The organism is Saccharothrix mutabilis subsp. mutabilis (genome assembly GCF_039521145.1).
Taxonomy (GTDB): Bacteria; Actinomycetota; Actinomycetes; order Mycobacteriales; family Pseudonocardiaceae; genus Actinosynnema; species Actinosynnema mutabilis.
On record NZ_BAAABU010000024.1, the window covers coordinates 74,991 to 98,845 of the forward strand.

Below are 23,855 nucleotides of genomic sequence, written 5' to 3' on the forward strand. Positions count from 1 at the left end.
CGCTTGGTGGAGCAGATCGAAGCGATGTCCTCGCCAGAACCCGTGACCGTCGTGGCCGCGGCGCCACTCTCGCTCTTGCGCCACCGCAACCGCCCTGGTCGCCTGAGTCGACTCGAAGCGATCACTCCGATGATCCACCTGCGCGAGCGGACGTCTCGCTCACGCCAGCTCTTCCGGCAGGTCTCCTCGAACCAGCGCCTCCATTCCTTCCTCCAGCACACCGAAGCGCGCGACCCGGTCGACCACGAGGTAGATCGCCCCGTCCTGATCAATGCCGAGGAAGAAGGTTCCGTCCAGTTCCCCGATGGGGAACAGCGACTTCCCGAGCCTGGCGCCCCAGCCGAGGAAGCGACCCTCCTCCCCTTCGCACAAGTCCGGGTCCAACTCGAACGGCTCCTTCGCCGAGGTCACTCCCGGACCACCGATGTCGAACACCAGGCCACCGAACTCGGCCAGGAACCTCTCCGCCACGTCGTGCATCTCGACCCCGGCCGCCGCGAACCTCTCCCGCCACCGCGCGGTCTCCACTCGCCGACCAGGCCGCCAACCGGCGTCATGCAGCGCCTCGTAGACCTCAACGGACCACTCGTGCATCACGACCTCCGGATGCTCTCACCGCTCACCTCCGAGTCAGGAAGTCGAGACGGAAGTAATCTGACCAGTGGCAGACGGTTGTCGCACGGCAACCACGAGATCCCGTGCTTTCCGTCCAGCGACGGGACCTTAACTACCGCGCCCCAGTCCCTCACCCTCGGATCAACCCTGTCCAGCATTTTGGGCCTCACATAGCGCTTGAACTCTAGTTGGATCCCCGCTCCGCATCACTGGGGGTGTGTTCAGTCAGTCGCGAGCGCGATACCCAAAGCCTCGCAGACCTCGTCGTCTACGGTGCGGTAACTACCGAGCCCCAGGACGCTCCACGGCTCGGTCCTTGCCGGAAGCGGCTCGTTGAACTCGTTCACGAACCTGCCGCGTGCATCGCGGAAGCAGTGAACCGCCAGCCTTTCCCCTGGACGCAACGGAATGTTGGCGATGGTCTGGAAATATCCCCTGCTCCAGGGCAGGTTGTTGACCATGGTCGGGGAAATGAGCAACGTGCCTGCCTGCAGTTCCGCATCCGGAGGCACCTCCACGACAGGCGAGGTGTATCTGTGAACATAGATGAGGTTCACGGGAGGAATCTGCGGATCAACTTGCGCCCACCTCGCCTGATCAGAGATGACGCGACCGAACACATAGAGGTCATCGCGAGGAGACAGAACAAAGAGGTCGCCCACCTCAGGCCGGCGTCGACTCTTCTGAAGCACCCGCAGATTGGGCTCGCCCACTAGTTCCACGCCCCCTCCACCTGCGCACCGGGTTGTTATCAGGACGAAATCAACGACTACAATTTTACTTCACAGCGCGGGCAACCTCCGGCAGGGCATGGCACAGCCAGTGCCCTGTTGATCCGCTCGGCGATCCCATCGACGTAGCCGTTCTTCGCGGCATCCATGGCTTTGAGCAACTCGTCGAACACCACCCGGTTCATTGCCGCCACCTTCAGAAGGAGGTAGGGCACTGAGGCCGGTTTGGGTCTGCGGTCTCCACACGGTCCGCCTTGCGCAACCTCGTGCCGAACTGACCACCGCCGCTGTGAGGCGATTGCGGAGCTTCCCACTCCCAGGCGCTAGTTCCCCGGTTCTCCTCAACCATCAACGCGTTGGCCCGCCGGAGTCCCGCTCCCCTGCCCGTCGCGAGAGGGTTCGACGGCGGGTTGGCGCCGTAGCCAGGACGTCATCGTCGACACGGTCTGCCGCACCGGCTCGACCAACGTCCGCCGCACCCACCGCACACCCGCCCGCACGGCGTTGCCGACCGGCGTGAGCACCTCGCGGTAGACGAACCGTGCCGGCAGGACGACCAGCCACCGCCACAACGGCGACGCCACCCGCGTCACCGCCCACACAACGGCGACCCGCAATGCCCGCACGCCACCCGCGATGATCTTCCGGGTCCATCGGAACACCCACCGCAGCGCATGTCCGATCGGTGTGAGGAGCCAGCGGTAGACAAGCCGCAGCGGCAGGACGACCAGCAGTCGCCACAACGGCAACGCCACCCGGACGACCGCCCACACAACGGCATCCCGCAACACCCGCGCGGCAACCTCGATGATCTTCACGGCCCACACGAACACCCACTGCAACGCATGCCCGATCGGCGTGAGGAGCCAGCGGTAGACGAACCGCACCGGCACGACCACCAGCCACCGCCACAACGGCACCACGACCCACACGACGGCGTCCCACAACCCTCGCGCGACGAACGTGATGATCTTCCCGATCCACCGGAACAACCACCGCACCCCGGCCGTGAGGGGCGCGTCGATCCACATGAGGAACCGCCCGACCTGCCTCGCCACCCACCACAGGCCGATCCCGACCACCCGGCAGACCTGGAACAGCACCCACCCCACAGGCCGCAGCACACGCCGGTGGACCAGTCGCGCCACCCACTCGACACCCCGCCCCAAGGGCACGAGCACCGACCGCCACAGGAAGCGCGCCACTACGGCGCCGGACCTCCACACCCACCGCAGGGCAGCAGCCACCGGCCGCAGCACGAGGGTCTTCACCCATGCCCAGACAAAGGTCACCGGCACCACGACCACCACGGCCACAACCCGAGCGACCCACACCACCCACCGCGGCGGCTGCGGCTCCGTCATGTTCCCCCCAAGCCCGGCGAGCACCCGTCGCATCCGCCGCCAGGATATCCGTGCAGCGTGCGGCGAGACCGAGGCGCGCACAACGAAGACGCCCGCTCGACGAGGTAGCGGGCGGGTGCGCTTCGGGCATGTTGCCCATGATCGGCGGCGGGCCGGGTTGGTCGCAGCCCTCGCCACGCGCGTCGGTGCTCGCCCGCTGCGTCGATCAAGGGTGTGCCGGAAGCGGTGTGCGCGGGGGCGGGGGCGCGCTATGGTTGGTTTTGATAATCATTGTCGCTCAGGTGCTTCTGGGGGGGAATCATGTCCGCGTCACAGGACACGGCCACCGCCGCACGCGGGGCCGTGGTGAACCTCGTCTTCGGGTCGATGTCGGCGCAGGTCGTCGGGGCCTGCGTCAAGCTCGGCGTCGCCGATGCCCTGGACGACGACGAGCGCTCGGTGGAGGAGGTGGCCGCCGCGTGCGGGACCCTCACGGGCACCATGCACCGGCTGCTGCGTGCGGCTACGGCGCTGGAGCTGGTGGTCGAGCCCGGACCTGGGCGGTTCGCGCTGTCAGCGGCCGGGAGGCTGCTGCGGTCGACGGGCGCGGGGTCGTTCAACACCGCGATGAGCCAGGGCACCCACATGGCCGCCGCGGTGCTGCCGGGCGCCTACGACTTCGGCCGGTTCGCGGCGGTCGCGGACGTCGGCGGCGGTGACGGCACGCTGCTCGTGGTCGAACCGGTCCTGCCGGACGCGGTGGCGGACGCCGCCGCGCCCGTGGTCTACCTCAGCGACCTGAACATGCTGGTCAACCTCGGCGGCCGGGAACGGACCCGCGCGGAGGTCGAGGTGCTGCTGCGCGGCGGCGGGTTCGCCGTCGTGGAGGTCGTGCCGCTGCCTCCGTCGGGGTTCTGCCTCGTCGAAGCCGCTGCGGTCTGAGCCCGGACGAGGAGTGGACGGTGCTCCAGCACACCTTTGGCGGCGTCAACGGACCGCGGTCGAGGGCGCAGCGCGACGTGGTCCTGCGCGTGCTCGCCGACCTGCCCGGCCCTTCGACCGCGCACGCGATCCACCACCATGCGCTGGACACGGGCGTGCGGATCGGCCTGACGACGATCTACCGCCACCTCGCCTCCCTGGTCCGGGCCGGCACCGTCGCCGCGATGGTCGACCACGCGGGCCTGCACCTGTACTACCTGCGATCCGGCGATGAGCACAGCAACACCCTCATGTGCACCGAGTGCGGCTGCGGTGTCCCCGTCAACGCCGCGGTTGTGACGCACTGGGCGATGAGAACCGCTGTGGACCACGGTTTCTCGGACCTGAGCCTGTCCATCGCGTTGACGGGCGTCTGCTCGCGGTGTCGGAGCACCGAAGGACGCTGAGCCGGGGCGCTGAACGCGGTGCGGGCCGGACGAGTCCGTCCGGGCCCCGCACCACCTCGTGGGTCAGCCGCGCCCGGTGCGCTTGCGCCGGGTGAACAGCAGTGCCGCGCCGCCGGCGGCGGTCAGCAGGACGGCGAGCAGCACGGCCGTGCCCACGCCGCCGACGCCGGTGGCCGCCAGGCCCTTCGCCTTGGGCGAGGACCCCGCGGGCGGCGTGGTCGGGACCGGGCCGGGCGAGGTCGTGCCGGTGGAGGCCGGGATGGGCGAGGGCGGGGGCGTGCAGTTCCCGCCGGCGGTCGGGTCGACGTCGCCGACCGCGACGGTGAACACGTCGGTGTCGGTGGTGGTGCGGCCGTCGGCGAGGGTCGCGGCGACCTCGACGGTGAGCCGGTAGGTCCCCTCCGCGCCGAACGCCCAGTTGGCGTGCGCGTGGGTGCCCAGGACCACGGAGATCGTGTCGGGCAGCCCGTCACCGGAGTCGACCAGCACGGTCGGGGCCATGCCGGAGAGGAAGACGCCGACGCGGCCGGGGCCCTCCACCGCCGTGACGCGGATCTTCACGTCACCGGGGACGTCCCGCGGGCTGAGCGACTCGGTGTTCCACCCCGCCCAGACGATGCCGGGGATCTGGGTCTGCGGGATGAGCCACACCGGCGAGCCCGGCGCGCCGAGGAACGAGTAGGCGGGGTCGGCGGGCACGGTGTTGCGGGCCGCCGGGACCAGGTGCAGCACCACGTCCGCCGGGTCGCGCCACACGGCCTTGTCCGGACCGGCCGTGCCGTCCTTGACCTCTGTGCGCAATGCGCCGTCGTGCAAGCGTGGGGCGATGAGGTCCACGTGGCCGTCGTTGAGCACCACGCACGACTTGGGCGGGACGGTCGTGGTCGTCGTCCCCGCGGTCGTGGTGGTGGTCGTCGTCGTTGTGGTGGTCGTCGTGGTGGGTTCCTCGCCGGTACCCGGTTTGACCGCCTTGGGGTCGATCTCGCCCACGGCGATGGCGTAGGTGGCGGTGTCGCGCAGCGGCTTCCCGTCCGGGGTGGTGGCCTCGACGGTGAAGGTCAGCCGGTAGACGCCCTCGGCGGAGAACGTCCAGTTGGCGTGGGCGTGGGTGCCCAGCGCCAGCGGGTTTTCCTGCGGCAGCGGCTGGGACGTGTCGAACACGCGCGGCAGCGGCTCGCCGACCGGGCTCGTCGCGAACACGGTCATCTTGCCGGGCGCGGGGCTGCCGGGTTCGTCGCCGCCGACCGCGTCCAGGCGCCAGCGCACGGAGGCCGGGTCGGCGTCGGCCGGGGTCAAGTCCTCGGTGTTCCAGCCCGCCCAGACCAGGTTGTCGTCCTGGATCTCGGGGATGATCCACAGGTCGCTGCCGACCGGTCCGAGGAACTCGTACCCGGGGATGTCGGGCACGGGCAGGTACGCGCCGGGCTTGACGTGCGTGACGACCTGTTCGGGATCGAGGTCGGTTCCCTGCCAGGTGTAGCGGATGTCGAGGGCGCCGTCCCCGCCGACGTCCGGTGCGAGCAGGTCCACGTGACCCGCGTCCACGACGGTCGTGGCCTGCTCGGCGGCGGACGGGGTGAGCGACAGCGCGGTCGGGGACAGGGCGGTCAGGGACAGGGCGACGAGGGCGGCGACCGCGGCAGCGGCGACCACCGCCCGCGCGCGGGCCGGGGTTGTCACGGGTTCTCCTTGGCGGGGCGACGGCGGGTGAGCACGAGGAGGGCCGCGCCCGTGGCGACCAGGGCGAGCGCCAGGCCGGCGGTGGCGGGCAGGGCGGCGGGGCCGGTGGAGGCCAGGCGGCTCGGCGTGCCGGTCTGCCGGTCGGCGCCGGCCGGCTGCTGGGTCTGGCCGCCGGCGCCGTCACCGACGACGAAGGTGAAGGTCTCCGTGTCGGTCAGCGGGCGGCCGTCGGCGGCCCGCGCGGAGACGGCGAAGGTCAGCCGGTACCGGCCGGGCTCGGCGAACGCCCAGTTGGCGTGCGCGTGGGTGCCCAGCGGGACCGACCGGGTGTCCGGCAGGCCGTCGGTGCTGTTGAAGATGACCTCCGGCGCGCCGAACGAGCCGGTGGTGAACAAGCCGAACGCGCCCGGCCCTTCGACGGCGGTCAGCGTCCACGTCACCGCGCCGGACACCTCGGCCGGGCGCAACTCCTCGGTGTTCCAACCCGTCCACAGCAGGTCCGTGCGCTGGGTCTGCGGCAGCAGGTGCACCTGCTCGCCCGCGGTGCCGAGGAAGGACAGCGCCGGTTGCGCGGGCAATTCGGCACGTGCGGCGTCCGGGACGCGGAACTCGACGTCGGCGGGTTCGCGCCAGGTGGTCACACCGGTGACGGTGCCGTCCTTGACCTGGACGTGCAGACCCTCGGGCAGCAGGCGGGGCGCGACGGCGTCGACGTGGCCCTGGTCGAGGGTGACGCGGCCGGTGGCGGTGGGCGGCTGCTGCGCGGCGGCCTGCACGCGGGGCGGCGGCGCGGCGCCGGCCGGGGCCTGCGCGAGCACCTCCGGGACGTGGGCGGTCGCGGGTTGCGCGGCGACCGACACCACGTAGTCCCGCGTGGCGGTCAACGGTGTGCCGTCGAGCGTGTGCGCCGCGGCCTCGACGCGCAGGAGGTGTTCACCGGACGGCGGCGCGTCGAGTTCGACGGTGCCGGTGGAGGCGACGGGGACCGCGGTCGGTTCGTCCGCCGGGGAGTCGAGCAGCCAGGCGCGCAGCCGCACGGCGTCGCCGAACACGGTGCCGGGCTCGATGCCGGTGGTGTCCCAGCGCAGCCGCACCCGTTCCGCGCCGGCGGGCACCGCGAGCCGGTCGGACGACGCCGGCCGGTCGGGCGGGGCGAGCGACGGGTCCGGCGCGGGCAGCTCGGGTTCCGCGTCCAGTGCCAGCGCGCCGTTCTCGACGTCGAGCACCGCGTCCAGTGCCGGCGCGCCCTTCTCGACGTCCAGCACCACGTCCACCGCGTCGGGCCGCGTGGGTTCGGCGGTCGCGGTGGGGGCGGTCATCAGCAGCGCTGCGGCCACACCGAGCAGGGCGCCGGTTCGGGCGGGTGTCACGACTTCTCCTCGGCGAGGGCGGCGGTGGCGGCTCGGCGGGGTCGGGTGAGCAGGCCGTGGCGTGGCGCGAAGAACCAGCACAGCAGGAACACACCGGTCAGGGTCAGCACGATCAGACCGCCGGCCGCCAGGTCGAGCGCGTAGGACAGGTAGAGGCCCAGCACGCTGCCGCCCGCGCCGATCAGCGGGGCCAGCAGCATCATCGTGCCGAGGCGGTCGGTGAGCAGGCGTGCCGCGGCGGCCGGGGTCACCAGCAGGGCGAGCACCAGGATGTTGCCCACGGCCTGCAGCGAGATGACGATGGCCAGGGTCACCATGACGTGCAGCAGCACGTCCAGCCCGAACACCGGCAGCCCCATCGCGCGGGCCTGCTCGCGGTCCAGCGTCGCGGCCACGAAGCGGCTGTTGAACACCGCCGTGCACAGCAGCACCAGCGCGCCGATCACCGCGACCGAGACCACGTCGGAGTCGCCGATGCCCAGGATCGAGCCGAACAGGAACGACTCCAGCGACCCGCCGTAGCCCGGCGCGGTGCTCAGGATGACGATGCCCAGGCCGAAGGACGCGGCGAAGAAGATCCCGATGACCGAGTCCTCCTTGAGTCGCCGGTTCTGCGTGAACACCGCGATCAGCAGCGCGGTGACCACGCCCGCGACCGCGCCGCCGAGCACCAGGTTCGTGCCGAGCACGAAGGCGACGGCGATGCCGGGGAACACCGCGTGCGCGACGGCGTCGCCGATGAACGCCATGCCGCGCAGCACGACGTGGCTGCCGATCACCCCGCACACCACGCCCGACATCAACGCCACCAGCAGCGCGCGGCGCCAGAAGTCGTACTCCCACGGCGCGGCCAGCGCCTCCAGGAACGCGGTCACCCGGTCACCCCCAGGGTCTTGAGCAACTGCTCCGCGCGGTCCAGGCCGAAGGTGCGCAGCCAGATGTCGGTGTCCGCCAACTCCGCTGGCGGGCCGTCGGCGACGACCGTGCGGTTGAGCAGGCACAGCCGGTCGCACAGCGCGGTCGCGGCGGCGAGGTCGTGGGTGGTCGTCAACACCGCCACCCCCTCGTCGCGCAAGCCGGACAGCAGCGTGCCCAGCAACTCCTGGGTGGGTGCGTCGATGCCGGTGAACGGCTCGTCCAGCAGCAGCACCCGGGGGCGCAGCGCCAACGCGCGGGCGACCAGGACCCGTTGCCGCTGGCCGCCCGACAACTCGCCGACCGGCCTCGTCCTCAGGTGCGCCATGCCGACGCGGTCCAGGGCGTGGGCCACGGCCTCGCGGTCGCGGGCCGTGCGGCGGCGCAGCGGCCCGGTCAGGTGGGTGCGGCCGGTGGCGACCGCGCCCTCGACGGTGATCGGGAAGTCCCAGGCGAACTCGTGGCGCTGCGGCACGTACCCCACCGAGCCCTGCGCCCGGCGCGGCGAGCGGCCGGCGACCGCGACCGTGCCCCGGTGGACCGGGACCAGGCCGAGCGCGGTGCGCAGCAACGTCGTCTTGCCCGCGCCGTTCGGGCCGATCAGGCCGACCAGCTCACCCGAGGACAACCGGAAGTCCACATCGGACAGAACTTCCCGGCCGCCCAGGTGCACGGTCGCGCCGGTGATGTCCAGCACCGGATCAGCCATCGGTCCTCCTCGCACGCCGTGACCACAGGACCAGCGCCACGACCGCCACGAGCACTCCCCCGGCCGCGATCCAGCCCCACGGGACGCCTTGCTCGTCAGCGGGTTGCGCATGGGTGTCGGGGGGCGGGGCGCTCGGTTCGGTCGCGGGGAACGCCGTGGCCGGGTCGCCGGGTCCGACGTGGACCTTCAACGTGGCCCGGTCGGAGCGGCCGTCGGCGGTGGCCATCTCCACGTCCAGCGAGTACGCGCCGGGCGCGGTGAACACCCAGTTGCCGTGCACGTGGGTGCCCGCCTCGACCCCGGTCTCCTGCGGGTAGGGCCGTCCGCTGCCGAAGATCGTCCGCGGCGCGCCGAAGTCGCCGGTGAGGAACAGCTCGAAGCGGCCGGGTCCCGCGACGCCGTGCAGCCGCCAGTCCACCTCGCGGCCGACGACTTCGGCGATGCTGGGGTCCTGGGTGTTCCAGCCGGGCCACACCAGCCGCTGGTCCTGCACCTGCGGCAGCACCCACACCTCGCTGCCCGGCGTGCCCAGGAACGCGTAGGCGGGGTCGTTCGGCACGGTGGTCTTCGCCGCGTCGCCGACCTGGAGCACCACGTCGCCGGGCTCTCGCCACACCGGGCCGTCGCCCGTGTCGTCGCGGAGCTGGAGCGTCCAGCGGCCCTCGACCAGGCGCGGGCCGAGGTCGACGTGGCCGTCGGCGATGACGACCGGGGCCTGGGCGTGCGCGGCCGGCGGGAGCAACAGCAACGCGGCGACGGTCGCGAGCAGGGCCTGGATCAGGCGAGGCACCGGGCGATCTCCTCCGCGTTGTGGCGCATCATGTCCGCGTAGCTGCGGGTGCGTTCGTCGAAGGAGTCCCCGTACAGCAGGCACACTTGGACGCCTTGGTCGCGCGCGACCTGGGTGAGCACCGAGCCGCGTTGGGCGAGGTTGGCTTCCATGAACACGGCGGGCACTTTCAGGTTGCGGATGGTCTCGGTCAGCTTGCGCACGTCCTCGACGCTGGGTTCCTGCGCAGGGTTGGGCACCACGAACCCGGCCACGGTCATGTCGTAGGCGCTGGCGAAGTAGCCGAACCCGTCGTGCGTGGTGACCAGGTGACGGCGGTTGCGGGGCACCTTGGCCACGGTCTCGCGGACCCGCGCGTCCACTTCGTCGAGCCGGGCGAGGTAGTCGCGGGCGTTGCGGTCGTAGTCCGCCGCGCCGTCGGGGTCGGCGGTGCGCAGCGTGTCGCGGATCAGCTCGGCGTAGGCGCGGCCGTTGCGCACGTCCTGCCACAGGTGCGGGTCGATCTCGCCGTGCACGTGCTTGCCCAGCACCGCCTGCGGCAACTGGTGCACCGACGCGCCGGCAGCACCCAGGAACGCGAACCGCGGGTCGTCGGGCACCGTGGTGATCGCCTTGTTCGGCACCTCGATCACGGCCTGCGCGGCGGGCACGACCTGCTGGGTGGTGCCGCCGGCGCGGTCGTTGAACGTGTAGAGCTCGCCGGTGTCCAGGTCCACGGTCACGTCGGTGTGCCCCTCGCCCAGCACCGTCGGGGCGATGCCGGTCGGGTCGACGCCCACCGCGAAGGTGAACGTGCCCTCCCCCAGCTCGACCTCCGCTCCGCCGTTGACCAGCGCCGCGCGCAGGGTCAGCCGGTAGGTGCCCGGCGCGGTGAACGCCCAGTTGAGGTGGGTGTGCGCGGCGGGCGGCAACGTGGTGGAGTCCACATCGGACAGACCGTCGCCGGAGTCGAAGTACACCACCGGCTTGCCCAGCGACTCGGTCAGGTAGGCCACCAGCTTCCCGGGACCCTCCACGGCGGTCGCGGTCAACCGCACCTCCGAGGACCGGGTGGCGCCGCGCTGCTCGCCGTCGCCGCGCACCCGCAACCCGAACCACAGCACGTCCAGCCCGACGTTCTCCACCAGCGGGATCACGTGCGCGCCATAGGTTTCCGACGCCTCGGCCAGCGAGACGTTCGGCGTCCCCTCGCGCGCGTTCGCGTCGATGGCCTTGATCAGCCGCTGTTCCTCCAGCAGCAGGTGGTTGGTGAACGTCACGTCCGCCTTGGCGACCTTCTTCGCGTCGGCGGGCGTGGGTTCGTAGGAGTGCGGGTCACCGCCGGGCGGCACCAGCGAGTCCACCCGGACGCGCTCGCCTCCGACGTTGCGCACCAGGTCGGCGAGGATCTCCGTGGTGGCGACCACGGACAGGCCGTCGTCGGCCTGGTCCTTTGTCGACGTGCACGCGGTCACGGCGAGCAGGACCGCGCACAAGGACGCTGTGGCCTGTAAAGGCGCACGCACTGTTCTCGAACCTCCAGACACCCGTCGCCCGGCCAGCGGGGCACCGCGAACCTAATCTCAATGACAACCGTTTTCAATAGGCCATACGGTCCTATCGACAACGATTGTCGTGTGCAACGCTCCGGGCACGGTCCCACCGGACCGCCATGTCCGCACGATTGGAGTGCACCGACCTTGCGCAGAACCGCACGCATCGCCCTGCTGCTGACGGCGGTGACCGGCCTGTCCGGCCTCGTCACCGCACCGGCGACGGCCGCCCCGCTCGCCACGCTCGACACCGGGCACGTCGACGTCTTCGGCGTCGCCTTCGAGGACGGCGAGTTCGACCTGCACGTCCACGACGAGACCACCGACACCGAGTACGCGCCCTCCGAGGTGCTGCTGGTCGCCAAGCCCGAAGCGCGCACGACCGTGCCCGACGATCCCGCCTACTCCTTCCTCGGCAGCCCCGGCGCCCCGGTGTGGGTGCTGCCGCAGGTGGAGGACACCACCCTGCTGTGGCCGGGCATCGCCACGGAGGAGGTCGAGCCCGGCGTCTTCGTCGACGGCTCGCTGCGCCTGCGGGTCACCCGCGTGTACGGCCCGGACGACTTCAGCATCTTCACCACCGACGCGGTCGGCGCGCCGACCGTCCTGGTCGACAGCGGCAACGGCCTGCCCGACAGCATCGGCCTGACCCCCGCCAGCCACCTGCACGCCAACTGGGCGTTCGAGGCGGCCGGCTGCTACAGCGTCACCGTCCGCGCCGTCGGCACGCTGGCCGCGACGGGCGAGCGCGTAGTCTCCGCCCCCGCCACCTACCACTTCAAGGTGAACTCATGATCGCCCGCCTCGCCGCCGCCGCGTTCGCCGCCGGGCTCGCCCTGCTCACCACGGGGACCGCCCACGCGAGCGTCACCCTCTCCTCCGGCCACGTGGACGCCGTCGACGTCGACTGGACCGGCAGCGCGCTCACCCTCGACGTGCACGACGGCACCCTGTCGCCCGCCGTGGACCGCGACCCGTCCACCGTGACCCTGGTCGCCGTCCCGGCGAGCAAGACCACCGTCCCCTCCAGCAGCGCCTACGCGTTCCTCGGCACGCCGGGGTCGACGGTCTGGGTCCTGCCGCAGAGCCAGGTCGGCGGAATCCTGTGGCCGGGCTTGAACACCGCGGGCGTCCCCACGGGCGTGCTGCTGAACAACTCGCTCACCGTGAAGCTCGTCTCGGTCACCGGCCCCGACGACTTCAGCGTCTACACCACCAACGCGTTCGGCACGCCGACGGTGTGGTTCGACAGCGGCAACGGCCTGCCGGACACCCGCGCCCTGGCGGTCAACACCCACGCCCACGCCAACTGGGCGTTCGAGGCGGCGGGCACCTACACCGCCGTCTTCGAGGTCACCGCGACCACCTCGGGCGGCACCGCGGTCAGCACCGGCCAGAAGAGCTACACCTTCACCGTGCAGCCCTGATCGCCGTCGGAGCTTCCGGATCGAGGTCCGCGGTGCCCACCGGCGCCGCGGACCTCCCGTGCGCCAGTGCTCGTCGTCGCGCTCGCCATGGACCTGGCCGTGCCGGGTCTCTTCGTCAGCCGACGTCGCGCAGTTGGGCGGCTGCGTGCTCGACCGAGGGTGGTGCGGTGGCGATCACCTGGTCCAGGGTGTTGCGGGCGGTGGTCAGCTCGGCGATCGCGGCACTGATCCGGGCGCGTTCCCGGTGCAGGTCCAGCAGCAGTTCGGGGCAGTCGGCGACGAGTTGTCCGCCCGCGGAGCCCATGCAGGGCAGCAGATCGGCGATCGTGGCGGTGGACAGGCCCGCGGCGAGCAGGTTGCGGATGTGTCCGACGGTGGTCACGTCGGCGTCGGAGTACACGCGGTAGCCGCTGGGCAGGCGCTGTGGCCGCAGCAGGCCCTGTTCCTCGTAGTAGCGCAGCAGGCGCTGGCTGACCCCGGTCCTGCGTTCCAGTTCGCCGATGCGCATCCCGCCTCCGAACTCCGCGCTTGACTCTCACACCTGTGTGAGACTTTAGCGTCGCGGCATGTCCGATCGACACCTCCACGTCTCCGCGGGACCACGCGAATGGCTCGGCCTCGCCGTCCTCGTGCTGCCGACCGCGCTGCTGTCCATGGACGCCACGGTCCTCTACCTGGCGCTGCCCAGCCTCGCCGCCGAACTGGACCCGAGCCCGAGCCAGTTGTTGTGGATCTCCGACGCCTACGGCTTCCTGGTCGCCGGTTTCCTCGTCACCATGGGCACGCTGGGCGACCGCATCGGCAGGCGCCGCCTGCTGCTGATCGGGGCCGCGGCCTTCCTGGTCACGTCGGGGCTGGCGGCCTACGCGCCATCGGCCGAACTGCTCATCGTGGCCCGAGCGCTGCTCGGCATCGCCGGCGCCACGCTCATGCCCTCCACACTCGCGCTGATCGGCGGCATGTTCCGCGATCCGCGCCAACGCGGCGCCGCGATCGGTCTCTGGTCCGCGGGCCTGTCCGGCGGGGTGGCGCTGGGCCCGGTGGCCGGCGGGCTGCTGCTCGAATGGTTCTGGTGGGGCTCGGTGTTCCTGCTCGCCGTCCCGGTGATGACCCTGCTGCTGATCACCGGACCGATCCTGCTGCCCGAACACCGCGACACCGAAGACGGAAAGCTGGACCCGGCGAGCGTGGCGTTGTCCCTGGCGACCGTGCTGCCGATCGTCTACGGCATCAAGCACCTCGCCGAAGGCGGATCGCTGCTCCCGGGTGCGACCGCGCTGCTGCTCGGCGCGAGCACCGGAGTCGTGTTCCTGCGACGGCAACGGCGGCTGAGCGTGCCGCTGATCGACCTGCGGCTGTTCGCCGAACGGCCGTTCCGCAACGCGCTGCTGGTTCTGCTCGGCGCGCTCGCCTGCGTCGCCGGGGTCTACCTGTTCGCCGCGCTCTACCTCCAGCAACAGGCCGGGCTGTCCCCCATCCGAGCCGGGTCGTGGCTGGTGCCCTCCGCGGTGGCGATGGTCCTGACCTCGGTCGCGGCGCCGGCACTGGCCCGCCGCATCCCCGTCCACCGACTGCTCGCATGGTCACTGGTCGTGTCGGCCACCGGCTTCTTCGTCCTGGCCTGGACCCCCGCCGAACAGGGGGTCGCGCCACTGGTCACCGGACTCGTGCTGATCTACCTCGGCCTGGGACCGGTGATGGCGCTGAGCACCGACACCGTGGTCAGCGCGGCACCTCCAGGTCGGGCCGGTGCGGCGTCGGCGTTGTCGGAGACCAGCGTGGAGTTCGGCCTGGCCCTCGGGGTGGCGGTGCTCGGCAGCATCGGCACCTACGTCCAGCGCGGACACGGCTTCACACCCGGACTCGTCGTGGTGGCGGCGATCGGGGTGGCTGTGCTCCTCGGCCTCGCGGCACTCGCCGGCCGACGCTCAACAGCCTGACCAGGCGAGCCGGAACGGACGCCGGAGACAGCAGCATGAACGGAGCGGACGATGCGCCCGCCGAGCACCGGCGCCGCGGGCGCAGAGTCTATGGCGCCGTCTGTCCTTGTTGCCTCTCGCGGTTCAAAGAATTGGTTACCGCGAAGATGCGGAACATGAGGACGATAGCGGTGACGAAGAGGAGGAACCACGAAATTGGCAGCAACAACTCCGGTGGGCCGTCGTAGGCGCGGGCGACGATGAACCTCGGATACCCCGTCCGAGGGGCTTTGCTGGTCATTTTGATGGGGACCTCGCGGCCGATGTCCGCCGGGGTGATCTCGTGCCGGAACGACGAGGTGTAGGTCTTGCCCTCCCACTCGAAGGTCACCGAGCAGTCGTGGACCAGGCCCAGGTGGAAGCCGCTGGCCTCGCACCTCACGTTCCTGCCGACGGCGTCGGCGGTGTTCTCCGGCTTGTCACCCCAGCGGACTCCGTCGTACAGGAAGAGCATCACGTAGACGCACAGCAGGATGAGCAGGCCGAGCACTCGGCGCTTGCGGTGCCACGGTCGGGGGGTCATTTCTTTTCTTCTCGGTTCCGGTACGGCAAGAACACCTGGTCGCCCTGGTTGCGGTCCTTCTCCTCGGACTTCTCCACGTCATCGGCCCAGAAACCCTTGTTGATCTCCTTGAGCCCTTCGCGGGTCGGGGAGATCAGGTCGCCGGGGGCGGGCATCAGGTGGCCGATGTCGAACGTGCGGGCGGCGCGCGCCCAGTTCTGGCCGTCGATGATGCCGTTGCCCACGATGTTGTCGAACCGGGACAACGGCCGCGGCACGTGGGTCGGGTCGGGCATGTCGGCGCTGCGGGTACCGGGCGGCGGGCTGCCGATCCGGTTGAACAGGTCCTGCACGCGCTGCTTGCGGTTCGGGCCGTTCTGCTTGACGCGGTCCGCCCAGTCGCCGACGCGCCGGTTCCAGTTCTGGGCGATGTCGTTGGCGCGGTTGGTGATGTTGTCCATCGAGTCCCGGCCGCGGTTGGCGCCGCCGGCCAGGTTGTCGCCGAGGTTGTCGAGCCGGTCGGCGCGGGCGTTGCGCACCGACGACGTGTGCAGCAGCTCGCCCGCCCGCTGGTTGCCCGCCGGGGTGTTGGGCGACATGCGGGCCATGTCGGCGAGTTCGTCCGCCCGGCCGCGCATGCTGCTGCCCATCCGCTTGGCCACCGCGGACAGCTTGTCCATGATGGTGAACAGCTTCTTGAGGAACTGGGCGATCTTGCCGCCGATCTGGATCGCCTTGGTCACCGCGCGGGTGATGAACGCGGCGATGGACGCGCCGGCCGTGGGCACCGCCGCGGCGGCGGCCGGGATGCCCCAGGTGATCAGGGTGGCGGCCAGTTCGGCGAGCACGTCGCGGATCAGCGCGCGGGTGGCGGCGACCGCCGCGCCGGCGAGCTTGATGGCCGTCGCGGCCTCCTCGGCGGACGTCGCCGCCTTCTTCAGGTGGGCGACCAGGGCGTCGGCGCGCTTGCCGTAGGCGTCGGCCCCGCCACCCTCCCAGTCGGCGATCTTGCCGCGACCCGTCTGGTACGTGCCGGCGACCTCGTTCAGCCGCTCTGCGATCTTCGTCCACGTGTTGGCGACGGCCTCGATCGCGGGCGGGTCGCCGGCCAGGTCGTCGAACGGCTTGCGGACGAAGCTGACGTTCTCGATGATCCAGCCCACGACGCTGGCGGCGAGCGTGCCCAACGGGTCCACGGCCAAGCCCACCAGCCCCAGGCCCATCGCGATGCCGTCGATGGCCAGCGCGACCTCGTCGAGTTCCTTGTCCTTGACGTTGTCGTTGCCGTCTTTGGCCTGGCTCTTGCCCGAGAAGTTGCGGAAGAGGTCCTCGCCGGTGTCCAGCACACCCGCGCCGGTGAAGATCTTGCCGTCGTCCTGGGGTTTCTGGACCAGTTCGTTCGTCATCCGTTCATCCCGTCGAAGGTCTTGCGCTCACCCTGGTCGGTGGTGTCGTAGAGGTTCGCGGACGCCCGCAGCTCCGCGCCGGTGGCGTCCAGCGCCTCGGGCAGCTTGGACAGCAGGTCGCGGGCGGTGTCCAGCTCGTCGTTGAAGATGAACGAGTAGACCTGGCAGATCACGCCCATCGTCTCGGCCCCGAGCTTCACCTGCCCGGCGGCGTCCACGGCCTCCTGCACCTCGGAGGACAGCGTGCCGTCGAGCAGCTTGGCGTGGTCGTCGAGGTCTGCCTTGGTCGCCTTGAACCCGCTCATCGCAGCACCGGCCCGCCGTAGTAGTCGTCGTCGTCCTTGGGCGGCTCACGCCGCTCGCGCTCGGCGGGCGGCGTGACGACCCCGGTCGGGTCGATCGCGGCAATGCCCTGCTCGACCTGCTCGCGCAGGAAGCTCATGCCCTCGCCGTCGCCGAGCACCGGCCGGACGGTCTCCTCGATCATCCGCGCCGCGTCCACCTGGGCCTTGCGGATCGTGGTCATGATCGCCGCGCCCAGCGCCGTGTGGCCCAGGCTGTCGGCCTTGGGAGAGAGCTGGAGCGACTCGATGCGCCCGCCGCTGGCGACCGTCACGGTCACCGCGCCGTCGGGACTGGTCACCGTGGTGCGGGCGTCGCGGAACGCGGTCTGGATGGCGTCCACCTGCTGCTGCGCGCGCTGCAGTTGCTGCTCGAAGTCGGCCAGGTACTGATGTGGGTCGGTCACGTCGAAGTCCTCGTGGTGGCGGTTCTCTGCTGGGATAGTGGCACGGTCGCCAGGAGCAGAAGGCCGAAACGGGACGATATGCATCCACCAGAGCGAAGCAGAGGCGGCCGGTGACGACCCAGGCGACACGGCCGCCGATCACCGACTGACGCAGCGCGCCTGCTCGGCGACGGCGACGGAGGCCGCCCAGCGGTACCTCGAACCCGGGATGGGACCGTGACCTCTCCGGCTTGCGGGGCCGGCACCGAGTAGTCGTCGCCGTAGAAGTACCTGCCCTTGGCCCCGCCGGCGAGCTTGTTAGGACGAGCACCGCTGGCGCAGATGCGGCGGGGGGTGGTCGAGTACTGCGTCCTCGCGCTGCTGGAACGACGTGAGCGGTACGCGGTGGAGCTGGTCGCGGTGCTCACGCGGCACGGGCTGATCGGCGGCGAGGGCACGATCTACCCGCTGTTGTCCCGGCTGCGCAAGCAGGGGCTGGTGGAAACCACCTGGCAGGAGAGCGACACCGGACCGCCTCGGCGGTACTACCGGGTCAGCCCGGAGGGAGCGGCGGCGCTGGAGCAGTTCGTGCGGGACTGGACCGCGCTGACCACGTCCGTGCAGGGAATCATTGCGGGAGAGGACGATCTGGCATGAACGACTCCGTGACGCGGCACCCACTGGTTGCCGCCTACCTCGACCGGCTCGCCCGCCGGGCCGCGAAGCTGGGGCCGGTTCGGCGCGACGAACTCCTCCAGGAGATCCGGGCGCACCTCGACGCCTCGACGTCGACCGACCCGTCCGAAGCGGAGGTCGAAGACGTGTTGCACCGACTCGGCGCCCCGGAAGAGATCGTAGACGCCGAACTGGTCGACGTGCCGTCTGCCGCCAAGCCGCCGTGGCGCAGGGCATTCTCCTCGCTCCGACCACCGGACCTGATCGGACTCGGGCTGCTGCTGCTGGGCGGCCTGCTGCTCCCACCCGTCGGTTACCTCCTCGGCGCCGCGATGGTCGGCCTGTCGCGGCGGTGGACGCCCACCGCGAGGCTCGTACTGGCAGCCCTGCCCGCAGTGGCGGTGGCCGGCGTCGTCATCGTCCTGCTGGCGCGAGGCGACTGGTACACACCCGCCGACCTGTTCTCCGAACCGCGACAAACACTCGTCGGGCTTCGCCGCCTCGCTGCGGACGTCTTGCCGTTCACCGCGCTCCAAGTGCTCGCGCTGCTCGCGGTTCGGCTCACTTCCAGCCACTTCGACCGGCGCTGAAAGCCACTCGGCGACCAAGACGACCAAGACGACCGACACGAGCTCGGCCAAGCCGCCGGCGTCCCGGTACGGAACGCATCGAGCAGGACGGCCGTCGCATCAGGCTGGCCAACGACCAGATCCTCCGCGGATCACCCCGCAACTCAGGGCGGTCTAGTCACCCAGTCAGTCACTCACGTCCACAGATTGTCACAACCCCCGGAGTTGATCCAGTCAAGGTCATACTCGAAACGTGATCTTGGCGGTCCGCCAAGCAGGTTCAGCGGTGCCTGAAACAGCTCGGTTACGCACGGTTTGGCGCAGGCCGAACCCTTTTCGTCACAACGAACTGTCTTCCTCGCGCTCCTCCGTGTCGACTCCCTCGACCGCGCACTGTAGTGTGGGAGCGCTCCCGGAGATTTGCTCCCCGCCGTCGTGGACCTTCCGAGAGGAGTTCCATGCGAAGCACCGTCCGCGCTCTCGTGCTGGCCGGGCTCATGGCCGCCGGCGCGGTCGTCGCAGCCGGGCCCTCGGCCCAGGCTGACACGACCATCTGTGAGCAGTACGGGTCGACCACCATCCAAGGCCGCTACGTGGTCCAGAACAACCGGTGGGGCACCTCGGCGACCCAGTGCATCAACGTCACGTCGACCGGTTTCCGCATCACCCAGCAGCAGGGCTCCGCGCCGACCAACGGCGCACCGCTGTCGTACCCGTCGGTGTACCTCGGCTGCCACTACTCCAACTGTTCGCCGGGCTCCAACCTGCCGATGCAGGTCAGTCGGATCCGCAGCGCGTCGTCCTCGATCAACTACACCTACGTGGGCGGCACCTACAACGCCTCCTACGACATCTGGCTCGACCCGACGCCGAAGACCAACGGCGTCAACCAGATGGAGATCATGATCTGGTTCAACCGCCAGGGTTCGATCCAGCCGATCGGCAGCGCAGTCGGCAACACCACCATCGGTGGCCGCAACTGGCAGGTCTGGCGCGGCAGCAACGGCGCCAACAACGTGATCTCCTACGTCGCGCCGTCACCGATCACGTCGTGGTCGTTCAACGTGCTCGACTTCGTCAACGACGTCCGCAACCGCGGCGCCATCACCACCTCGTGGTACCTGACCAGCATCCAGGCCGGATTCGAGCCGTGGAACGGCGGCGTGGGTCTGGCGGTCAACAACTTCTCGGCCTCGGTCAGCGGATAACGCGCACGACCTCATCCCCCGAGCCGGTCCGGGCCGACACCCGGACCGGCTCCGCGTCGGAAAAGCGCATCGTCGTCGGCATGCGGCCGGAAAGCGACGTCACGCACGAGCACCCGAGTGGTGTCTGTTGTGTCGGCCGTTGCCGCCTACCTCATCGGCACCACCGTCGGCGTCATCCTCCGCACCCCCTTGGTCACGGGGCATCGGCGAGTGGCAGCGCCACCGGCCGATGCGGCGGCCAGTCGTCGGCTGGTCGCCTCCAGGTTCGTCGCCTGAGCTCACCGCCGGCACCAGGGACGACTGTCAAGCGCAGGCCGTCGCGCTCCAGCCACCCGACCGTTGGGTTCAGTGCCCCACCCGGCCGGTGTCGTACGCCCACATCGCGATCTCGACCCTGTTCCGGGCGCCGATTTTGGTGAGCAGGCTCGCGACGTGGGTCTTGGCGGTCGTCAAGCCGATGAACAGCTCGTCGGCGATCTCGGCGTTCGTGCGGCCACGGGCGACCAGCGTCAGCACCTCCTCCTCGCGATCGGTGAGCGGCTCGATCGGTTGGGTCCGTCGGCTCGACGGTTCCCTGGCGGCGAGGGTGGCCAGCAGCCGCCGGGTGATGTTCGGCGCGATCAGCGCATCGCCGACGGCGGCGGCGTGGACGGCCTGGACGAGCAGCTCCGGCCCGGCGTCCTTGAGCAGAAAGCCTCGGGCGCCGGCCCGGAGCGCGCCGTGGACGTACTCGTCGAGGTCGAACGTCGTGATCACCACTACCGCGATCGGGTCCGGGACGCCCCGCCCTGCGAGGCGCTGGGTCACCTCGATGCCGTCGAGCCCGGGCATCTGGATGTCGATAAGGCACACGTCGGGGCGGAGCCTGTGCGCCAGCTCGACGGCGGCGTGGCCGTCGGCGGCCTTGCCGACGACCTCGATGTCGGGCTGCGCGTCAAGGATCATCGACAGGCCGGTGCGCACCAGATCCTGGTCGTCGGCCACCAGCACGCGCACCGTCATCGGCGTACCTTAGTCGGCAGTTCGGCGTCGACGGTCCACCCACCCCCGGGCGCCGGCCCGGCACGCAGCGTGCCGCCGAGAAGCTGCACGCGCTCGGTCATCCCCAGCAGCCCGAAGCCGTGGTTCACCGACCGTGCCGGGTCGATCTGTCCGTCGTCGGTCACGCGCAGTCGCAACCGTCCCGCGCCCTCAACGACCCGGATCTCCACACGCGAGGCGTTGCGGGCGTGCCGCAGGGCGTTGGTCAGCGCCTCTTGCGCCAGCCGGTAGACCGCCGCGTCGACCTGGAGCGGAAGTTCGTCCAGGTCATCCGGCAACTCCACGTCGACGACCGGGACCGGGGCGCGGCGGGCGAGGGACACCAGGTCGGCGACGCCGGGCCGGGGGGAGTACTCCGCCGGCGCTCCGTCGCGCAGCACCCGGACCATCGCCCGCATCTCCGCGAGCGTCCGCGACGCTTCCCCCTCGATGACCGCCAGCGTCTCAAGCGCCGCTTCGGGTCGCTGCCCGGCGATCGCCCGGCCCGCCTGCGCCTGCACGGCGATCGCCGAGACGTGGTGGGCGACTATGTCGTGCAGCTCGCGCGCGAGGCCGACCCGCTCCTGGCTGCGGACATGGTCCAACGCCCGGCGCCAGCTCTCGGCGCGGTAACGGAACGCCGCTCCGCCCGCCCCCGCCGCGGCCAGGATCCCGAACCCGCCGATGACATCGGCCGGCCCGATGTGGTCGGGGACCATGCCGATTCCCACGGCGACCGCCACCACCGCCAGCCCGATCACGATCTCGCGCCCCGAGCCCCAGCGGATCAGCGCGTAGACGAGCACCAGGACGTAGATCATCGTGTCGAGGCCCACGCTCGGAACCCCGCTCAGCAGGCTCGCCAGTCCCAACGCCATCGCGGTGCCGAAGGCCACCACGACACAGGCCAACGGGTGGGTGCGCCGCCACAGCAGCACCGGCGCGAGTCCGACCGCCACGAACGTCACGAACGGCCGCCAGGCGACGTCGTCCCGGAAGATGCCCTCAAGCAGCGCCGACACCATCAACACCCCGACCAGCACCCAGTCGCGCGACACCCGTTCGGGAGCGTCCGTGGCGCGGGGCTCGGCCCACAGCGAGCGCAGGGCGTTGGTAATCACCCACCCAGCCTAAGGACCGCCGAGGCGTCGGGGACCGATCGAAAGAACGAGACGCCGCTCCTCCCGACGGCCGAGGCGGGTCCGGCCTCGACGCCGAGGTGTTCACCGCCGGGCTCAGCGATCGTGGACCCACCGATCCTCACCACGACAACGGAGCCCATGATGAGAACGCCTCAACCCACCACCACACTGGAAGACCCGCGGATCCCGGTGCAGGCCAAGCTCGCCGCGGCGTGGACAGGCGTCATGTTCCTGTACGCCTACGTGGACATTCTCGCCTTCTTCAAGCCCGGCGTCGTCACGGACATCCTGGCAGGCGTCGTCTTCGAGTTCGACATCAGCCAGCCGTTGTACGTCCTCTTCCTCACGCTCATGGCGATCCCGATCTTCATGATCGTGCTGTCGACGACGCTGCCCGCCAGGGCGAACCGCGTCACGAACCTCATCGTGGCCTCGGTGCAGATCCCCTACGCGGCATTCAACGTGGTGGGCGGGTCCTGGACGTACTTCTACGGCCTCGGCGTCGCCCTGGAAGTGATCCTCCTAGCCTTCATCCTGCGGTCCGCCTGGACCTGGCCCCGCACCGCACCGTCGGCGACCATGCCCACCAGCCCGGACCGTGAAACCGTCCGCGCCCAGTAGCGAAGCTCAGCCCCCGTCCTGTTCGGAGCCACCTGCCTCGGTGCCGCGGTGACGAAGAACTGCCCGTCGGGGAGCCTGTCCAGGTTGCGGTGACCCAGGCCAGACCCAGCACCGCCAGTCCCGCCGGCGACAGTCGGCGGCGCAGGGCCACGGTCGCGTGCCGCCACGTCCCCGCACCCCGGCCTCGCGCTTAACGGGTCCACCGCGCCAAGGTCGTCGATCTTCAAGGCATGACGCACCCGAACGGCCAGAGTCCCCGCCTGCGACTGGAGATCAACCACTGGGTGGTGCCCTGAGGCTGAATCAGGCGAGGGTCAGGGGGAACCCTGATGGCAGTGTGCGCGGCCGCGGGCAGGCTGGAGTCGTCAAGGGGATCCGCAGTTCGAGGAGGGTCATGAGCGAGTCCAGGTCCGAGTCCACCCGTGCCGCCGTCGATTCGGTGGTCGACGCCGTTCGCGGGCTGGTGAGCGAGGGCATCAACCGTCGCGTGGTCGTACGTGACCGCAAGCAGGACGTGGTGCTGGAGGTGCCGGTGGCTCTCGGGTTGGTCGCGGCGCTGGCCGCTCCGGTGGCCACGACCGTCGGTGCCGGTGTCGCGCTGGTCGGCAAGTGCGGTATCAAGATCGAGGACCGCCGCCGGCTCGGTGGTCAGCCCGCGACGACGGTCGAGACCGACCAGGTGTGATGAGCAGCCGCGGGTTGTCCCGACGGGCTCCGTGGCGAGGTGGGGCCGGCCCTGGCCGGTGATCGGGCAGGTGATGTCGCCGACCAGCCGCTCACCAGGACGCTCGGCAGAAAGTCCCGGCCGATCAGATCGGCGATCTGATCGGCCGGGGCCAGCGCCGGGAAGGTCGGGGCCGGCCTGACAGGCACGCGCCGCGCCGTACTGACGCCCCGCTCTGCGAGTGACACTGATCGCGCCACTCACCGCCGTGCTGACCGCCGTCTTCCCCTCCCGGCCGCCCACATCGGGGAACCCGCTGCTCCGCCCACCACCCTCTCGCCGACCGCACCCACCCACACCACCGACCACGACCGCCCCCACCACACCACCGCCACTGTCAACCGAGCCGGCGCGCACCGTCCTCCCGACGACCGCAATCCGACCGCCACACCACCCGGTCGACGAACAACCACCGACCACATCGGACCACCCGGGCAAGCCCAACCCCGACAAGTCCAACAGTTGGACCAAGCCCAAGCCGTTACCCCCGGCAACCTGCCGGGCCGCGGACCTCCCGGGCAACTGCGCGGTGCGCACGAATCAGCCGGCGGTGCGCCGGGGCAGCGACCAGTCGGTGCGGTGCGCGAGATTCGCCTGGGCGACGTTGCCCACCGGCTGCTCATCAGCCGCCACACCCACCACCGTGCCCTGCTCGGCAGCGGGCAATCGCCACCAACCTTCACACGACCCGCACTTCGTTTGCTCGTCCACCCCACCATCTTCAGCACCGCCGATGCTCCAGCAAGCCGCTGTCCCGCGAACGAGTGACACAAATGGCCGGG

28 protein-coding genes are annotated in these 23,855 nt (G+C 70.7%); 10 read left to right on the plus strand and 18 right to left on the minus strand.

The annotated features are described in order from the left end of the window. Positions 1 to 159 precede the first annotated feature (159 nt). The 4 genes from ABD126_RS32940 to ABD126_RS32955 form a co-directional block, all read right to left on the minus strand. Positions 160 to 594: an SUKH-3 domain-containing protein gene (locus tag ABD126_RS32940; protein ID WP_343938418.1), complete on the minus strand. Its 435-nt coding sequence runs from the start codon at positions 592 to 594 to the stop codon at positions 160 to 162. A 242-nt stretch (positions 595 to 836) separates the two neighbouring features. Then, entirely contained in the window at positions 837 to 1,337 is a 501-nt protein-coding gene (locus ABD126_RS32945; RefSeq protein ID WP_343938420.1) for an Imm26 family immunity protein, read from the minus strand. A gap of 47 nt (positions 1,338 to 1,384) precedes the next feature. Beyond that, a complete protein-coding gene (locus tag ABD126_RS32950) occupies positions 1,385 to 1,531 on the minus strand; it encodes a hypothetical protein (RefSeq protein ID WP_343938422.1) in 147 nt (48 codons plus the stop codon). Between the two features lie 156 nt (positions 1,532 to 1,687). After that, positions 1,688 to 2,710 (minus strand): hypothetical protein, encoded by a 1,023-nt coding sequence (locus ABD126_RS32955; RefSeq protein ID WP_343938424.1) that lies wholly within the window; start codon positions 2,708 to 2,710, stop codon positions 1,688 to 1,690. Positions 2,711 to 3,010: 300 nt separating this feature from the next. Between ABD126_RS32955 and ABD126_RS32960 the strand changes: the two genes are divergently transcribed. Together ABD126_RS32960 and ABD126_RS32965 are read left to right on the plus strand one after the other, a co-directional pair. After that, positions 3,011 to 3,631, plus strand: coding sequence for a methyltransferase family protein (locus ABD126_RS32960; RefSeq protein WP_343938426.1), 621 nt, complete (start codon positions 3,011 to 3,013; stop codon positions 3,629 to 3,631). 20 nt (positions 3,632 to 3,651) lie between these two features. Beyond that, entirely contained in the window at positions 3,652 to 4,077 is a 426-nt protein-coding gene (locus ABD126_RS32965) for a Fur family transcriptional regulator (protein ID WP_343938428.1), read from the plus strand. A 63-nt stretch (positions 4,078 to 4,140) separates the two neighbouring features. On the opposite strand, the gene ABD126_RS32970 is transcribed toward ABD126_RS32965, so the two are convergent. From ABD126_RS32970 to ABD126_RS32995, 6 genes are read right to left on the minus strand one after another with little or no spacing between them, the layout of a single operon-like run. Next, on the minus strand, positions 4,141 to 5,757 hold the full coding sequence (locus ABD126_RS32970) for a choice-of-anchor M domain-containing protein (RefSeq protein WP_343938430.1): 1,617 nt from the start codon (positions 5,755 to 5,757) through the stop codon (positions 4,141 to 4,143). Further along, the gene (locus tag ABD126_RS32975) at positions 5,754 to 7,127 is read right to left on the minus strand and encodes a choice-of-anchor M domain-containing protein (RefSeq protein ID WP_343938432.1); all 1,374 of its coding nucleotides are present in this window, start codon (positions 7,125 to 7,127) and stop codon (positions 5,754 to 5,756) included. The genes ABD126_RS32970 and ABD126_RS32975 overlap by 4 nt, the downstream gene beginning before the upstream one ends. Next, positions 7,124 to 8,002: an anchored repeat-type ABC transporter permease subunit gene (locus ABD126_RS32980; RefSeq protein WP_343938434.1), complete on the minus strand. Its 879-nt coding sequence runs from the start codon at positions 8,000 to 8,002 to the stop codon at positions 7,124 to 7,126. Before ABD126_RS32980 ends, ABD126_RS32975 begins: the two co-directional genes overlap by 4 nt. Further along, on the minus strand, positions 7,999 to 8,751 hold the full coding sequence (locus ABD126_RS32985; protein ID WP_343938436.1) for an anchored repeat-type ABC transporter ATP-binding subunit: 753 nt from the start codon (positions 8,749 to 8,751) through the stop codon (positions 7,999 to 8,001). The genes ABD126_RS32980 and ABD126_RS32985 overlap by 4 nt, the downstream gene beginning before the upstream one ends. Further along, the gene (locus ABD126_RS32990; protein WP_343938438.1) at positions 8,744 to 9,541 is read right to left on the minus strand and encodes a choice-of-anchor M domain-containing protein; all 798 of its coding nucleotides are present in this window, start codon (positions 9,539 to 9,541) and stop codon (positions 8,744 to 8,746) included. Before ABD126_RS32990 ends, ABD126_RS32985 begins: the two co-directional genes overlap by 8 nt. Further along, the gene (locus ABD126_RS32995; RefSeq protein ID WP_343938440.1) at positions 9,529 to 10,995 is read right to left on the minus strand and encodes an anchored repeat ABC transporter, substrate-binding protein; all 1,467 of its coding nucleotides are present in this window, start codon (positions 10,993 to 10,995) and stop codon (positions 9,529 to 9,531) included. Before ABD126_RS32995 ends, ABD126_RS32990 begins: the two co-directional genes overlap by 13 nt. 225 nt (positions 10,996 to 11,220) lie before the next feature. Between ABD126_RS32995 and ABD126_RS33000 the strand changes: the two genes are divergently transcribed. Both ABD126_RS33000 and ABD126_RS33005 read left to right on the plus strand, forming a co-directional pair. Beyond that, on the plus strand, positions 11,221 to 11,868 hold the full coding sequence (locus ABD126_RS33000; RefSeq protein ID WP_343938442.1) for a choice-of-anchor M domain-containing protein: 648 nt from the start codon (positions 11,221 to 11,223) through the stop codon (positions 11,866 to 11,868). After that, on the plus strand, positions 11,865 to 12,500 hold the full coding sequence (locus tag ABD126_RS33005; RefSeq protein ID WP_343938444.1) for a choice-of-anchor M domain-containing protein: 636 nt from the start codon (positions 11,865 to 11,867) through the stop codon (positions 12,498 to 12,500). The genes ABD126_RS33000 and ABD126_RS33005 overlap by 4 nt, the downstream gene beginning before the upstream one ends. A gap of 115 nt (positions 12,501 to 12,615) precedes the next feature. Here ABD126_RS33005 and ABD126_RS33010 read toward each other — a convergent pair whose 3' ends face one another. After that, the gene (locus tag ABD126_RS33010) at positions 12,616 to 13,008 is read right to left on the minus strand and encodes a MerR family transcriptional regulator (protein ID WP_343938446.1); all 393 of its coding nucleotides are present in this window, start codon (positions 13,006 to 13,008) and stop codon (positions 12,616 to 12,618) included. A 58-nt stretch (positions 13,009 to 13,066) separates the two neighbouring features. Here ABD126_RS33010 and ABD126_RS33015 point away from each other — a divergent pair, with 58 nt between their 5' ends. Beyond that, positions 13,067 to 14,440 carry an MFS transporter gene (locus tag ABD126_RS33015; protein WP_343938448.1) on the plus strand — a complete coding sequence of 458 codons (1,374 nt, stop codon included), beginning with the start codon at positions 13,067 to 13,069 and terminating at the stop codon, positions 14,438 to 14,440. 88 nt (positions 14,441 to 14,528) lie between these two features. Here ABD126_RS33015 and ABD126_RS33020 read toward each other — a convergent pair whose 3' ends face one another. Genes ABD126_RS33020 through ABD126_RS33035 form a run of 4 tightly spaced genes read right to left on the minus strand, consistent with a single transcriptional unit; the run spans position 14,529 to position 17,135 of the window. Beyond that, on the minus strand, positions 14,529 to 15,002 hold the full coding sequence (locus ABD126_RS33020; protein WP_343938449.1) for a DUF6346 domain-containing protein: 474 nt from the start codon (positions 15,000 to 15,002) through the stop codon (positions 14,529 to 14,531). After that, positions 14,999 to 16,387 carry a hypothetical protein gene (locus ABD126_RS33025; RefSeq protein WP_343938451.1) on the minus strand — a complete coding sequence of 463 codons (1,389 nt, stop codon included), beginning with the start codon at positions 16,385 to 16,387 and terminating at the stop codon, positions 14,999 to 15,001. Before ABD126_RS33025 ends, ABD126_RS33020 begins: the two co-directional genes overlap by 4 nt. Then, complete coding sequence (locus tag ABD126_RS33030) at positions 16,384 to 16,692, minus strand: type VII secretion target (RefSeq protein ID WP_343938453.1); 309 nt, start codon at positions 16,690 to 16,692, stop codon at positions 16,384 to 16,386. Before ABD126_RS33030 ends, ABD126_RS33025 begins: the two co-directional genes overlap by 4 nt. Then, positions 16,689 to 17,135: a YbaB/EbfC family nucleoid-associated protein gene (locus ABD126_RS33035; protein ID WP_343938455.1), complete on the minus strand. Its 447-nt coding sequence runs from the start codon at positions 17,133 to 17,135 to the stop codon at positions 16,689 to 16,691. The genes ABD126_RS33030 and ABD126_RS33035 overlap by 4 nt, the downstream gene beginning before the upstream one ends. 321 nt (positions 17,136 to 17,456) lie before the next feature. On the opposite strand from ABD126_RS33035, the gene ABD126_RS33040 reads away from it, so the two are divergent. The 3 genes from ABD126_RS33040 to ABD126_RS33050 all read left to right on the plus strand — a co-directional run bounded on the left by ABD126_RS33040 (position 17,457) and on the right by ABD126_RS33050 (position 19,566). Further along, the gene (locus tag ABD126_RS33040) at positions 17,457 to 17,771 is read left to right on the plus strand and encodes a PadR family transcriptional regulator (RefSeq protein WP_343938457.1); all 315 of its coding nucleotides are present in this window, start codon (positions 17,457 to 17,459) and stop codon (positions 17,769 to 17,771) included. After that, on the plus strand, positions 17,768 to 18,379 hold the full coding sequence (locus ABD126_RS33045; protein ID WP_343938459.1) for an HAAS signaling domain-containing protein: 612 nt from the start codon (positions 17,768 to 17,770) through the stop codon (positions 18,377 to 18,379). The genes ABD126_RS33040 and ABD126_RS33045 overlap by 4 nt, the downstream gene beginning before the upstream one ends. A gap of 437 nt (positions 18,380 to 18,816) precedes the next feature. After that, positions 18,817 to 19,566 carry a GH12 family glycosyl hydrolase domain-containing protein gene (locus ABD126_RS33050; RefSeq protein WP_343938461.1) on the plus strand — a complete coding sequence of 250 codons (750 nt, stop codon included), beginning with the start codon at positions 18,817 to 18,819 and terminating at the stop codon, positions 19,564 to 19,566. 345 nt (positions 19,567 to 19,911) lie between these two features. Here ABD126_RS33050 and ABD126_RS33055 read toward each other — a convergent pair whose 3' ends face one another. Further along, entirely contained in the window at positions 19,912 to 20,568 is a 657-nt protein-coding gene (locus ABD126_RS33055; protein ID WP_343938463.1) for a response regulator, read from the minus strand. Beyond that, complete coding sequence (locus ABD126_RS33060) at positions 20,565 to 21,707, minus strand: sensor histidine kinase (RefSeq protein WP_343938465.1); 1,143 nt, start codon at positions 21,705 to 21,707, stop codon at positions 20,565 to 20,567. The genes ABD126_RS33055 and ABD126_RS33060 overlap by 4 nt, the downstream gene beginning before the upstream one ends. Positions 21,708 to 21,869: 162 nt before the next feature. Here ABD126_RS33060 and ABD126_RS33065 point away from each other — a divergent pair, with 162 nt between their 5' ends. Both ABD126_RS33065 and ABD126_RS33070 read left to right on the plus strand, forming a co-directional pair. Next, the gene (locus tag ABD126_RS33065; RefSeq protein WP_343938467.1) at positions 21,870 to 22,349 is read left to right on the plus strand and encodes a DUF6326 family protein; all 480 of its coding nucleotides are present in this window, start codon (positions 21,870 to 21,872) and stop codon (positions 22,347 to 22,349) included. 394 nt (positions 22,350 to 22,743) lie between these two features. Then, the gene (locus ABD126_RS33070; RefSeq protein ID WP_343938469.1) at positions 22,744 to 23,034 is read left to right on the plus strand and encodes a DUF4342 domain-containing protein; all 291 of its coding nucleotides are present in this window, start codon (positions 22,744 to 22,746) and stop codon (positions 23,032 to 23,034) included. Between the two features lie 579 nt (positions 23,035 to 23,613). On the opposite strand, the gene ABD126_RS33075 is transcribed toward ABD126_RS33070, so the two are convergent. Then, complete coding sequence (locus ABD126_RS33075; protein ID WP_343938471.1) at positions 23,614 to 23,739, minus strand: hypothetical protein; 126 nt, start codon at positions 23,737 to 23,739, stop codon at positions 23,614 to 23,616. Between the last annotated feature and the right edge of the window lie 116 nt (positions 23,740 to 23,855).

Excerpts from the sequence above, each read along its gene's own strand:
- ABD126_RS32940 (WP_343938418.1), bottom strand. The coding sequence starts at position 594 with ATGCACGAGTGGTCCGTTGAGGTCTACGAGGCGCTGCATGACGCCGGT.
- ABD126_RS32950 (WP_343938422.1), bottom strand. The coding sequence starts at position 1,531 with ATGAACCGGGTGGTGTTCGACGAGTTGCTCAAAGCCATGGATGCCGCG.
- ABD126_RS32955 (WP_343938424.1), bottom strand. The coding sequence starts at position 2,710 with ATGACGGAGCCGCAGCCGCCGCGGTGGGTGGTGTGGGTCGCTCGGGTT.
- ABD126_RS32960 (WP_343938426.1), top strand. The coding sequence starts at position 3,011 with ATGTCCGCGTCACAGGACACGGCCACCGCCGCACGCGGGGCCGTGGTG.
- ABD126_RS32985 (WP_343938436.1), bottom strand. The coding sequence starts at position 8,751 with ATGGCTGATCCGGTGCTGGACATCACCGGCGCGACCGTGCACCTGGGC.
- ABD126_RS33005 (WP_343938444.1), top strand. The coding sequence starts at position 11,865 with ATGATCGCCCGCCTCGCCGCCGCCGCGTTCGCCGCCGGGCTCGCCCTG.
- ABD126_RS33010 (WP_343938446.1), bottom strand. The coding sequence starts at position 13,008 with ATGCGCATCGGCGAACTGGAACGCAGGACCGGGGTCAGCCAGCGCCTG.
- ABD126_RS33015 (WP_343938448.1), top strand. The coding sequence starts at position 13,067 with ATGTCCGATCGACACCTCCACGTCTCCGCGGGACCACGCGAATGGCTC.
- ABD126_RS33020 (WP_343938449.1), bottom strand. The coding sequence starts at position 15,002 with ATGACCCCCCGACCGTGGCACCGCAAGCGCCGAGTGCTCGGCCTGCTC.
- ABD126_RS33025 (WP_343938451.1), bottom strand. The coding sequence starts at position 16,387 with ATGACGAACGAACTGGTCCAGAAACCCCAGGACGACGGCAAGATCTTC.
- ABD126_RS33030 (WP_343938453.1), bottom strand. The coding sequence starts at position 16,692 with ATGAGCGGGTTCAAGGCGACCAAGGCAGACCTCGACGACCACGCCAAG.
- ABD126_RS33040 (WP_343938457.1), top strand. The coding sequence starts at position 17,457 with ATGCGGCGGGGGGTGGTCGAGTACTGCGTCCTCGCGCTGCTGGAACGA.
- ABD126_RS33045 (WP_343938459.1), top strand. The coding sequence starts at position 17,768 with ATGAACGACTCCGTGACGCGGCACCCACTGGTTGCCGCCTACCTCGAC.
- ABD126_RS33050 (WP_343938461.1), top strand. The coding sequence starts at position 18,817 with ATGCGAAGCACCGTCCGCGCTCTCGTGCTGGCCGGGCTCATGGCCGCC.
- ABD126_RS33055 (WP_343938463.1), bottom strand. The coding sequence starts at position 20,568 with ATGACGGTGCGCGTGCTGGTGGCCGACGACCAGGATCTGGTGCGCACC.
- ABD126_RS33065 (WP_343938467.1), top strand. The coding sequence starts at position 21,870 with ATGAGAACGCCTCAACCCACCACCACACTGGAAGACCCGCGGATCCCG.
- ABD126_RS33070 (WP_343938469.1), top strand. The coding sequence starts at position 22,744 with ATGAGCGAGTCCAGGTCCGAGTCCACCCGTGCCGCCGTCGATTCGGTG.